Raw genomic sequence first — 11,656 nt, 5'->3', positions numbered from 1 at the left:
AATGACCACAATTTTCGCCCCCGCCAAAGTGAACCTGTACCTCGCCATTCTGGGCAAGGACGCTTCGGGCTACCACGAACTGGACACGGTGTATGCGCGCTACGAAGCCCTGCAAGACGAAATTGAAATCGAAACCGCGCCCCTCGTGGGCCACGCAAGCGACATCCGTTTCATCCCGGCAGACGGCATCGATCCCGAAGACAACACACTTATAAAAGCGCTCCGCGTTCTTGAAGCGCACACGGGCCGCGTTTACTCGTACACCATCACGGTCCACAAAAACATTCCGATCCAGTCCGGGCTCGGCGGTGCCTCCAGCGACGCGGCCGCCCTGCTCCTCTATCTCAACACCCACGAAAACCTCAATCTCTCCGCGCAAACGCTTCTGGAACTTGGAATGCAAATCGGCATGGATGTACCCTTTTTTCTTTCCGGATTCGCCGTGGCTCGCGGAACCCATTACGGCGAAATCCTCGCCCCCCTCCCCCCACTTCCGCCCGCCCTCCACCTCGAAGTGGGCTTCACCGGCATTCCCGTTTCCACCAAAGAAGCCTTTGCAAAATGGGACCGCCTCGGCCTCAAATCCACCGCGCCGGGTCTCGCCACCCTCTCAGCCCTCGATCTCCCCTTCCCCCTCCACAACGACTTTGAACAAATTTTCTCGGACCTCTCTTTCAAAAATCCCACCACGGTGCTCACCGGTTCCGGTGGGGCCTTCGTTCATCTGCAGACGGGCTTGCCAAAACAATGAAATTGGCGGATGATTCCAGGCCCGAACACCAAGAGCAATGAGAGAAACCGTCCACTATGTCCCATCCGTGTACGCCACTCTCGGCCCATTAAGACCCGTAACGGCGCCGGAGCTCGAGGACTTGATAGATATCGTGCGGGGGCTACTTTTTACCTATGACTCACCCGAGGAGCAGAGGGAAAGGATCCAAGCCACTCAGATCTTTCTAAATAGACTTAAAGAACCCCATTTAAGCAAAATCGAGTGGCGTATCCCCACGCAGACGGATGGAGTGAGGTTCAGTGGACTGAATGCCGAAGTGGACAGGCTCTGGAACTTAGATCTTCCTGGTGGGAGTAACCCAGAGTGGCGCATCCTTTCCAGCACTCCAATGATGGTTGTGAAAAGGGCAGTAGAACTCTATCTTGGGGTACGAAAAACCTTGGCAGTACAAACAGAGCTTCAGAATTTCCTTGCAGGATATGACGGAGACGACTTGCAGATGGCTGAGATTCGCAATATCTCCGCACGAACCGCCTCCACCATTGGTAACATCACAACGCGCTTTGATGCAGATCTTCTTATCGTTCCTCCTGAGTACCGCCGCTTAGAGGCCGGTAGGGCGATAGGGAAACAACTCTGTGACTTCCTTGGGCGCCCCATGAGCCTCACATACTCTGCCTTCCCTGCATTGCCCGAATCAGAGTAGCGTCATCGGTGTATTCCAAATTTCCGCCGCTCGGAATGCCGCGCGCAATGCGGGACACGGCCAGCTCCCCCCAACTCGTCAGTTTTTGTCGTAAAAATAAAGCCGTGGTGTCTCCTTCCAGATCCGGGTTGAGAGCCAAAATCACTTCTCGCACAGTGCTCCCCTCTGCTGAAACGCGCTCAAAAAGTTCAAAAGCCCGCAAATCCTCCGGCCCAATCCCATCCAAAGGCGAAAGTTTGCCTTGCAGCACATGATACAGTCCGCGGTACTCCCCGGTTTTTTCTATAGCGATCAAATCGAGCGTGCTTTCCACCACACACAAAACTCCCTGATCGCGCCGCGCATCACTGCAAATGCGGCACGGGTTTTCCGTGGTGAGTGAAAAACAGGTGGAACAACTTACAACGCCGTCTTTTAGACCCTTCACCGCCGCCCCAAACCCCTCCAGCCGCCCATCCGAAGCTTTTAAAAGATGAAAAGCCAAGCGCTGCGCACTCTTGGGCCCAATGCCCGGGAGCTGCTGAAACTCTTCTATAAGCCGCACAATCGATTCGGGGAGGAAATCCATGCGCCTATACTAGAAGATCCCTCATCTTCGGCAAGGGGCAAGAACTTGACAGACTGGGCTTAACATGCCAAACTAGCAACTCGTTTTATTCCCCATTCATTCTTATGAAATTAGCCCAAGCTGCCCTGTTCATGGCAACACTGTCCGGGCCCGCCTGCTCAGATACTGATGAAACTAAAGCCGCTGGAGGCAATTTTTATTTAGACGCAGATCAGGATGGATATGGGACTGGAGACAGAATAGAAACAGTAGGTGAAGTGAGAAAGCATACGGGGCGGCTCGCAAAACAGCCGGGGGACTGTAATGATGCCGATCCATTGATCAACCCTTCCCAAGCAGATATCGACCCCAATGGGAAAGACGACGATTGCGACGGCGTAAAGGACTTCATGCCAGCTCCGAAGGTGGACAAGCCACGAGTAAAGACAAATAGTGGGGGAAAAACCATCCTCACTCCCGATTCAGTGGAGTGGCATGAAATGGTCACAGCAGTTCTAGATAGCACCCGGCGCGAAGACTTCACAAAGGGGCAAGATCTTTCAATCAAAGGCCCGGGAGTCGGTATATCCTACGGACTTGCAAAAGGTGGAGTGGGGCATGATCGCGAGAAACAGGAAGAGCTCTGGGCTTGGGCAAGGCCCCATGTTGAAGCCCATCTTAAGGCCTATTCTCCCGAAGAAAAAGGACAAGTCGCAGTTTGGCTCCAAGCAGCGGAAGACTACGCCGCAATGCTCGCGGACCCCGACTATAGAGAAACAGAAGACATATATTTGGCCGCACTCCAAAGTACAGACTGTACGGATCTGTTCCCAGATAAAGAAGACAAGAGCTGCTCCAGATTCTTCAATCATTATGGGCCTTATGACAGTTGGGATAAGGCCATTGAATCCGCCAAAGCACGAGCAGGGGCTCTGAGCGAAGAAGATAAGAGACACGGCTTTGTCTTCATAGGGAACATTGGACCTGAAACCGAGAGGGAACTCACTCTCAACCGCGAGCTCCAGACAGGGGTATACCGAAGGCTGGGAGACGGGATCTCTCCAGAAGATTTAAAGTACTGGACTGGCGCTATTAGAGAAGACCTTTCCCTCATAGTGGGTGAAGTTCAATAAGTTCGCATAAACAACGATCGAAGAAAAATCTGTGCGTGCGCACATATGTTTTTGCGAACTCCTTGATTTACCCAAAGTGTTGAAAGAACCGGCAAGCCCTTGGCAAAACAACACATATATTGTATAATTAAAGGATTTATTCACGCCACCATGCCTTCTTCCGAGCACCTGAACGCCGTAGAAAACAGCCTTTTCACTTCAGCAGATCCCATTGAAAAGGCGGCCACAAAGCTTGAGATGCTTCGTAAAAAAAGCGTTCCACTTGCACTGCCCACTCAGGAAACGGGGAGGGCTCATTTGCGTTTTGATCCTCAAAAAGGCGACCGCGGGCTCTCGTTTTTGGTGAAACGATATTATCAGGAAGTGGGCGGCTACTCCGATCAGGATGCCCTGTCCGCCAGTCTGGCGGTTTCCGCGCAGTTGATTCGTAAGCTGCACGAAGCAAATCCTCAGCTGAATCCTGGGGACGAATTGAGTATTTTTGGAAACAAAGTCACCTTGATGCGGAAGACAATGAAAAACGGAACTCCGAATTATCAAATCGCGAGCCTTGAAGTGGAAGACAATATCCCGGGGGCGCCTGCAGTCACAAAAAAAGCAGAGAGTTCCAGAATGGTTCTTATGAGAGAAGTGGATTCCAGCCGAGGCGATAAACCGCTTCGGGCCAATTTGGACGAGGGACTCAAGCTCGGGAAAATCGCTGGGTTCATGTTGGAGGACAAAAGCCTCCCCCATCTGGGTTTGGAGGCCTACGAGCTCACCCTTCAAAATGGGAAAAAGTTTTATCTCGCTGCACAAACAGAATCGGCCACACCAAAATTCCGTCTCGCCGAAGGCGATATGACCGGGAAAACGCTGGTCAATTGGGACAGCAGTTTTGACGCGGTGCTCTCTCAACTTGTTTGACACTTTTGTCAGACAAATGCTAGCATGGGGGCATGAACCTCGTTATTACCAATCGCGAATTGCTCCGCAACTACAAGGCTTTAAAGAACAAACTGCTTCAAAAGAAAGTGGACATGATTGAAGTGAAATTGGACGAAGATCACATGCTCGAAATCAAACTGAGGAAGCGGAAGCGAGCCAAAACGCCTTTTGAGCGACTGTTGGAAGACATTCAAAAACATCCCATAAAGGGAATTAAAAGGCCGGAGGCCGATCTTTTTGACTACATCTGATGGAAGAATATATTTTAGACACGAACATCCTCATTTATCTCTTTGAAGGGCGAGAAAGTATTGCAAGTACTCTGCTCAGCCTTCATCGAGAGTATTTTTTTACAAGCGTGATCTCACATTTTGAGTTCTTGGTCGGAGCCCGTAGTGAAGCGGAGGAAAAGGAGATAAGAAGCAAGTTGAAAGAGACAGCACCCTTGGATATTCGTCTGGAAATCGTCGAAGCGGCAGTAAAACTCCAAAAACAGTACAAGCTCAAATTCAAAGATCTCCTTATCGCCGCGACCGCGCAAGTGGAGGGGCTCACCCTGGTCACCGCGGACAAGGATTTCAAGAAAATCAAAGGGCTCAAAGTGAACTTGATCCGTGCCTGATTTCTTTGCTACAGCACTTCGTCTTCTATGTAGTCAAACAGCGTTTCTACCGCGAAGACGCCCTCGTCGGGCAGCGGCGTTTCACCCATCACCTCCCCCGCTTCCCCAGGCTCTCCAATCAGATGCCCAATGGAGCTTTGTCCTTGCAAAATAAAGTCCCAAGTAATATCAAAACTCTTCAACGGATTTCCGGAAGAAATCGTGGCTTCGCGGGACACCATCAAGCCATTTTCCCGAATCAGCAAAGTGATGGCCTGCAGTTTATCTTCAACTAAAATGAAGGATTCTTCCCAATCTCCGGAGGAGTAGGTGAACTTATCGTCTTCGATGAATAAACGGCGCGTGGTGGAGTGGCCATCCTCTCCGACCTCGGTTTCCGTGTAGGAGAGTCGTACTGAAAAATCGGTGGATCTGGGTGCGGGGACAGCCGAACAAGCCGCGAGAAAAAACAAAAGTAAAGCACCAAGTCCAAAGGTGAAAAGAGTTTTCATAAGCGATGGGATCAAGTGGGTTCACTATACACCCGATTGGGCTGCAACCGTTAAGCTTAGCTTCACAAACAAATCAAGAAACAATATGATTAAGTTCACATAAACCGACTCCTTATGGAACCCACTGAACTGCTTTACATGTCTGACATGGCGGCCACCGAAGGCACAGCTACGGTCCAATCCGTGCTGGACAGTGAAGGGAAGACTATCGTCTTTCTTGATCGAACTCTTTTTTACGCTCAAGGCGGCGGCCAACCTTACGACAAAGGCAGCATCACTTCCGCCGCCGCCTCATTTGAGGTGGACGAAGTGCGTTATTTGGATGGCCTCATCAAACACATCGGGCATTTCACATCCGGACGCTTTGCCGAAGGCGATGCCGTTTCACTTCACATTGAGCCAAGTCGCCGTGCCCTGCATCGCCGCCTCCACTCCGGCGGGCATGTCGTGGATCTGGCGCTCAAACGGCTGAACATCGATTGGATTCCGGGCAAAGGCTACCACTTCCCCGATGGACCGTATATTGAATACGAGGGTAGCTTGGAAGGAATGAACAAAGAGGAACTTCTCACTGAAATTGAAAAAACTTGCAATGAAATCATTCAAGAAAACATTCCAACGCGCATTGAATTTGTGTCTGCCGAGGAACTTCAAAACCGTGGCTTTCAAGTCCCGCCCTCGTTGAGTCCCGGCAAACCCCTGCGCATTGTTTATTACGGTGATTTCGGCGTTCCTTGCGGCGGCACGCATGTGGATCAAATGGGCGACCTTGGGCACATGACCATTCGCAAAATCAAACAGGAAGGCGCCAATATTCGTGTGGCCTACGCCGTGGAATAAAAAAACTCATCGCTGCAACCGCGCAAGTGGAGGAACTCACACAGGTTGCAGCCGACAAGGTGAAATCTTAGTGGCCTTGGAACTTCTCGTCTGCCTCGGCAATTTTGTCCATGCCCACTTGAAATAGGTCGCAAATAGTCACATCGCCCTGGGCCGCTTCCAAAGCGTTCACCATCGCTTCAGTGACGCCACCCTTAGTGGCCACTTCCTTAATTTTCGCTGCAAAGTTTCCTTCGCGCAGCACTCTGGCTTGAAGCCGTTGCATGGCATCCCGAGACACACCCAGCATTTCATGAGTGAGTTCATTGTGAGCCCTGAGCCACGCCTCCGCTCGGGCCTCATTCTTCAAAAAATGCCACGCGCTGATACCCGGGTTGCAGGCCACCAGCGTAGTGTGTTGGTCCACGGCAAATTCATCCGCCGTCTCCAAACACTCATCTTCGCTCAGCGCATCCATTAGAGTTTTCATGCGCTCATCACCCCCGCAGCGCATGGCTTGTTCAAAGTTGAGATCCGCCATGGCTCGCCCCACCTCTCCATTGAAACGAGACTGCAAAAAGTCCAAAGGCACCGCTCCCGCAAAAGAGAGGAGGCCGGCCCCTTCGCGAGTAGCTCCTTGTACGCCCGCAAGAGCCTCCACCACGCGGTCGGGCCTAACCATTAAGGCTAAAAGATCCACAGTGCGTGCCAGCTTCACATTATCGTGGCCGGTGGATTCATGCAGTTCCCAGCCTTCCAAGAGCCCTTGCTTTTGTATTTCTCTAAAACGGTTTCCGAAAGCTTTACCCATGTGGCCCTGCGCCCCAATGGAGCCAATTTTTAGATTCCTCATATTTTAAAAGTTTAAGAATAAAATTCACAAAACAATCATGATGATAGGAACCCCTTGCGGGGTAGTCTTCGGACCCATGGCTTTAAAATGAAAATAAACATAAAAAAACCCGAGATTTCGTCTCGGGGAAAGGTTTACGCAAACACAAAGTTCCCTCGAGACTAGGCTCGGGGTCGAGGGTTTACGAGTTGTGAATTATTGAAGGTCATGAGAGCCCGCTTGGGGGATAAAAAAACCGCTTTTCAGCGGCCAGTTCCAAAATAACAACATATAAATTATACACCCCTACCTCACCAAAAGGCAAACGAAAAAGTGTTTAAGATATAAAAATGTTAACTTTCTATATTTGAAATTAATAATGTGTTATAATGTTTTCATGCATTTTCTTCGATTGGCCAAGGGGCTCCCCAAGTTTTTCTCCACAAAAACCGTACAAAATGAACTCGGCATCCAGGCGGATTCCGCTCGTGTGCTTTGCGCCCGCTACGCCAAAAAGGGAATTTTCCTCCGCCTCAAAAGAGATCTTTATTGCTTTAAAGAAGCTTTTTTACATTTCTCACGGGAAGATATTTTGGAGCTCAGCGGACTCATTCAAGAAAACACCTACCTTTCTTTCACCACCGCGCTGGCGTATTACGGCGTGCTGCCCGGCGTGGCCCACCACATCGAAGCCGTGAGCTTTCAGCGCAGCACCGAAAAACAAGTGGGCCACCTCACATGGAAATACCATCACCTTCCCAAAAACCTCTTTTTTTCGACTCAAACCCTTGCAAAAGGCGCAATGACCTTCACCATCGCCACACCCGAAAAAGCCTTGCTTGACCTGCTTTATTTACACTCCCTCGGCCGTTACAGCGTGGACTTACGGCGCATCAACTTGGAGCCCCTTTCCCTCGAAAAACTTTTTGAACTCGCAAAACAATTTCCTCCCCGCACACAGCGCTTTTTACTCCTCCTCACCCGCCGTTCATTTGACCCAAAAGGCAAAAAGTGATTGAGTGAGACCTTCTAACAAACACTCCATGGGAAAACTTGATTTTGCTCCACTCCTCCTTGCCTTGGCAGCATCCCAACCTCAAGAAGCGGAAGCCATGCCTCGCCAGGAGCAACCCATTGCCCTTAGCAGTGAAGAGTTAGTAGCCCACGCAAAAGATATAGGAGCAATCGTCTCCATTTTGATTACAGAAGCTGATATTCTCAGGGACAGAAGCGCTCATTTGCAAAATAAGGATGACGGGACTACCTTCGAACTACCAACGGAAGATGGCAAGGGAGTGGCGATCTATAATCTTAAAGTGGTAAACCCCAGTCCCGAAGATCGTGACGGCTTTTACTCAGTAAGCCGAATGGTGCGAGCCGACCTCAATCCAGAAACAAGTGAGATGATCCCGGCCTATACCATTCAGCAGAATACAGGCAAATCAGTCGCTTTTGTTCGCGGCACGACTCAGGTCATCTGTGATTTACCTCCACGGCAACTAATGGTTTGTTCCACCAATCGAGACGCCAAATTCTATCCAGGTGTAGATCAAGAAGCAGAACTGAGGGAAGCCGTATGGACATTCCAGGGACTCTTCGCCCCCAATTTATTCCCGGAAGACTAAACATAATGACTCCAAGGCTCAATAGCCAAATCGTCTAGGGTGTAGCGTTCCAGCGTGTCCACCATGAGTTTGGCGACTTTGAGGTCGATGGTGAGGGGGATGTTGTTGTCGATGGTGAAGCGGCGGATGGTGTAACCCACGGTCATTTCTTCGTGCGAGGTGTTACGGGGAATATTGATGACCCAGTCCACCTTGTCTTTACGGATCAGTTCACTGAAGTTGGGGTGCAGATCGCTGTCCATTTTGTGAACCACTGTGGCACTGAGGCCGCCATCCTCTAAGACTTTTGCGGTGCCGGGAGTGGCGAACAAGGAGAACCCTTTGGAAGCCAACTTGCGGGCGGCCGGTAAAAAGTCCGCCTTGTCTTCAATCGTTCCAATGGAAATCAGAACATTTTTATGGGGGACTTCAAAGCCGGTGGAAAGCATGGCCTTGAAAAAGGCTTCATGCAGATCATCCCCAAAACACGCCACCTCTCCGGTGGAAGCCATTTCCACTCCAAGCACGGGATCCGCCCCCTTGAGGCGAGAGAAAGAAAACTGTGGAGCTTTAACACCAACGAAGTCCAGATCCAGCGTTTTGTAGTCTTTTTTCTTGGCGATTCCAAGCATGGCCTCCGTGGCGATTTCAATGAAGTTGTAACCGGTCACTTTGGAGCTGAAAGGGAAACTGCGGCTGGCACGAAGGTTGCACTCGATCACTTTAATATCATTGTTCACAGCCAAATATTGAATGTTGAACGGCCCGCTGATTTCCAAAGCCTTCGCGATTTTCTTGGTGATGTTTCGAATCCGTTTGATGGTTTCCAAGTAGAGTTTTTGCGGAGGCAAAACAATGGTCGCATCTCCACTGTGCACGCCGGCATTTTCCGTGTGTTCGGCAATGGCGTAAATCATAATCTCGCCGTTTTGTGCCACCGCATCCACTTCAATTTCTTTAGCACCCAGCTCAAATTTGGTGATCACCACAGGAGCCTCTTTGGAAATGCGCACGGCCTTGGCCAAGTAAGCCTTAAGATTTTCACCATTCTGCGCCACGGCCATCGCCGCTCCGGAAAGCACATACGAAGGCCGCACAAGAACCGGATAACCCACGCTTTCGGCAAAACCAATCGCCTTTTCCGTATCGGCAAACTCTTTCCACTTGGGCTGATCCACTTCCAACTTATCCAACATTTGAGAGAATTTGTGACGATTTTCCGCTTGATCAATGCTGTGGGCGGAAGTTCCAAAAATCTTCACCCCGGCTTGGTCAAGTTTCATCACCAAATTATTGGGCGTTTGCCCACCCGTGGAAACCACCACGCCCTCCGGATTTTCGAGTTCGTAAATATCGAGCACCCGTTCGAGGGAAAGTTCATCAAAATAGAGTTTGTCACACATGTCGTAGTCGGTGGAAACGGTCTCCGGATTGTAATTGATCATAATGGTCTCGTAGCCGTTGGCTTTGAGGGTTTTTATGGCATTGATGCTGCACCAATCAAATTCCACACTGGATCCGATGCAGTACGCTCCGCTGCCCAAAACGATCGCGCGTTTTTTTCGTCCTCCAAACGACACATCATTTTTTTCACCGTGATAGGTCGCGTACAAATAATTGGTTTTGGCGGGCCACTCGGCGGCCAGCGTGTCGATTTGTTTAATGCACGGAACCACCTTTAATTTTTTGCGCACCGCTCGCACCGCCATTTCCTCCATGTCTTTAGCGATGGCGATCTGCTTGTCGGAAAATCCGTACCGTTTGGCGCTGCGGAGCAAATCCTCGGTCAGCTCTTCTTTTTCCAATCGCGTGCTCATGTCCACAATATTTTTGAGTTTGCCCAAAAACCAAGGATCAATGCCGGAAAGTTTGGTGATTTCTTTGATCTCCCAGCCGTCTCGCAGCGCTTCCGCAATCGCAATGATCCGTTTGGGCGTGGGATGAGCGATGGCTTGTTTCAGATTTTCGGTATCGAGGTTGAGCCGTTCATTTTCCGTAAGTCCAATCAAACCGATTTGCAGCATGCGGAGCCCTTTTTGCATGACTTCTTCAAAACTACGCCCCAGCGCCATAATCTCTCCAACCGATTTCATCTCACTGGAAATTTGGTGCGAAACTTTTCGAAATTTATCCAGGTCCCAACGGGGAATTTTGAGGGCAATATAGTCGAGGGAAGGCTCAAAACAAGCGGTGGTGACGCCGGTAATGGCATTGCGAAGTTCCGGCAAGCTGTAGCCGAGTCCAAGCTTGGCGGCGACATAAGCCAAAGGGTAGCCGGTGGCCTTGGAAGCCAGCGCGGAAGATCGAGATAGGCGTGCATTCACTTCAATCACTCGGTAGCGAGTGGATTCAGGATCCAACGCATATTGAATATTGCATTCCCCCACAATTCCGAGGTGGCGGATCACCTTGATTCCAATTTCTCGCAGCATGTGATACTCGGAATTGTTCAGTGTTTGTGAAGGGGCCACCACAATACTTTCTCCGGTGTGAATTCCCAGCGGATCAAAGTTCTCCATGTTACACACCGTAATACAGTTGTCATAAGCATCGCGCACCACTTCATATTCCACCTCTTTCCAGCCTTTAAGACTCTCTTCCACCAGCACTTGTGGGGAATACGCAAAAGCGGAATTCACTTTTTCTATAAGTTCTTCTTCATTATGCACAAAGCCACTTCCCTTTCCGCCGAGCGCAAAGGCCGCACGAATGAGGAGTGGGAATCCAATTTCACGAGCCGCAGTCAGTGTCGCAGACAAATTGGTACACGCCACGCTCCGGGGCACGGCCACAGAAATTTTTTGAAGTTCTTTATTGAAGAGCTCACGGTCTTCGGTCTTGATGATGGAGGAGACCGGAGTCCCTAAAACCTGCACTGAATATTTTTTTAGCGTACCCGCTTCCTCCAAAGCCACTCCACAGTTGAGCGCCGTTTGTCCACCGAACGAAAGCAAAAGACCATCAGGTTTTTCCTTGGCGATCACTTTCTCCACAAAATAAGGCGTAATCGGCAAAAAATAAACCTCATCCGCAACGCCACGACTCGTTTGATAAGTCGCGATATTCGGATTGATCAAAATCACCCGGATCCCCTCTTCTTTCAGAGCCTTAATGGCCTGTGATCCGCTATAGTCAAACTCCCCCGCCTCACCGATCTTCAGAGCGCCCGACCCTAGGATCAGAACTTTCTTGGGAAGATTGAGCTTGGTTTTTTTGGGGCTCATCGGAGTGAATGTATCGTG

Annotated in this window: 12 protein-coding genes; 8 read left to right on the top strand and 4 right to left on the bottom strand. The window is 50.2% G+C overall.

Annotated elements, in window-relative coordinates; genetic code table 25:
• Position 1 precedes the first annotated feature (1 nt).
• Positions 2-964: a hypothetical protein gene (locus WC777_01995; GenBank protein ID MFA6023966.1), complete on the top strand. Its 963-nt coding sequence runs from the start codon at positions 2-4 to the stop codon at positions 962-964.
• A 347-nt stretch (positions 965-1,311) separates the two neighbouring features.
• On the opposite strand, the gene recR is transcribed toward WC777_01995, so the two are convergent.
• The gene (gene recR / locus WC777_01990; GenBank protein MFA6023965.1) at positions 1,312-2,007 is read right to left on the bottom strand and encodes a recombination mediator RecR; all 696 of its coding nucleotides are present in this window, start codon (positions 2,005-2,007) and stop codon (positions 1,312-1,314) included.
• A 131-nt stretch (positions 2,008-2,138) separates the two neighbouring features.
• On the opposite strand from recR, the gene WC777_01985 reads away from it, so the two are divergent.
• The 4 genes from WC777_01985 to WC777_01970 all read left to right on the top strand — a co-directional run bounded on the left by WC777_01985 (position 2,139) and on the right by WC777_01970 (position 4,701).
• On the top strand, positions 2,139-3,119 hold the full coding sequence (locus WC777_01985; protein MFA6023964.1) for a putative metal-binding motif-containing protein: 981 nt from the start codon (positions 2,139-2,141) through the stop codon (positions 3,117-3,119).
• Positions 3,120-3,269: 150 nt separating this feature from the next.
• Complete coding sequence (locus WC777_01980) at positions 3,270-4,109, top strand: hypothetical protein (protein MFA6023963.1); 840 nt, start codon at positions 3,270-3,272, stop codon at positions 4,107-4,109.
• On the top strand, positions 4,058-4,315 hold the full coding sequence (locus tag WC777_01975; GenBank protein ID MFA6023962.1) for a hypothetical protein: 258 nt from the start codon (positions 4,058-4,060) through the stop codon (positions 4,313-4,315). The genes WC777_01980 and WC777_01975 overlap by 52 nt, the downstream gene beginning before the upstream one ends.
• Positions 4,297-4,701 (top strand): type II toxin-antitoxin system VapC family toxin, encoded by a 405-nt coding sequence (locus WC777_01970; GenBank protein ID MFA6023961.1) that lies wholly within the window; start codon positions 4,297-4,299, stop codon positions 4,699-4,701. Before WC777_01975 ends, WC777_01970 begins: the two co-directional genes overlap by 19 nt.
• Here the strand turns inward: WC777_01970 and WC777_01965 are convergent.
• Complete coding sequence (locus tag WC777_01965) at positions 4,677-5,159, bottom strand: hypothetical protein (protein MFA6023960.1); 483 nt, start codon at positions 5,157-5,159, stop codon at positions 4,677-4,679. The genes WC777_01970 and WC777_01965 overlap by 25 nt on opposite strands.
• Before the next feature lie 114 nt (positions 5,160-5,273).
• On the opposite strand from WC777_01965, the gene WC777_01960 reads away from it, so the two are divergent.
• Positions 5,274-5,999: an alanine--tRNA ligase-related protein gene (locus WC777_01960; GenBank protein ID MFA6023959.1), complete on the top strand. Its 726-nt coding sequence runs from the start codon at positions 5,274-5,276 to the stop codon at positions 5,997-5,999.
• 67 nt (positions 6,000-6,066) lie between these two features.
• On the opposite strand, the gene WC777_01955 is transcribed toward WC777_01960, so the two are convergent.
• Complete coding sequence (locus WC777_01955; protein ID MFA6023958.1) at positions 6,067-6,831, bottom strand: hypothetical protein; 765 nt, start codon at positions 6,829-6,831, stop codon at positions 6,067-6,069.
• Positions 6,832-7,207: 376 nt separating this feature from the next.
• Between WC777_01955 and WC777_01950 the strand changes: the two genes are divergently transcribed.
• Together WC777_01950 and WC777_01945 are read left to right on the top strand one after the other, a co-directional pair.
• Positions 7,208-7,843, top strand: coding sequence for a hypothetical protein (locus WC777_01950; protein ID MFA6023957.1), 636 nt, complete (start codon positions 7,208-7,210; stop codon positions 7,841-7,843).
• A 10-nt stretch (positions 7,844-7,853) separates the two neighbouring features.
• On the top strand, positions 7,854-8,435 hold the full coding sequence (locus tag WC777_01945; GenBank protein MFA6023956.1) for a hypothetical protein: 582 nt from the start codon (positions 7,854-7,856) through the stop codon (positions 8,433-8,435).
• On the opposite strand, the gene carB is transcribed toward WC777_01945, so the two are convergent.
• Positions 8,432-11,638: a carbamoyl-phosphate synthase (glutamine-hydrolyzing) large subunit gene (gene carB, locus WC777_01940; GenBank protein ID MFA6023955.1), complete on the bottom strand. Its 3,207-nt coding sequence runs from the start codon at positions 11,636-11,638 to the stop codon at positions 8,432-8,434. The genes WC777_01945 and carB overlap by 4 nt on opposite strands.
• Between the last annotated feature and the right edge of the window lie 18 nt (positions 11,639-11,656).

The organism is Candidatus Gracilibacteria bacterium (genome assembly GCA_041661045.1).
Classification (GTDB): domain Bacteria; phylum Patescibacteriota; class Gracilibacteria; order UBA1369; family 2-02-FULL-48-14; genus 2-02-FULL-48-14.
This window is presented reverse-complemented; position numbering and strand designations above follow the sequence as displayed.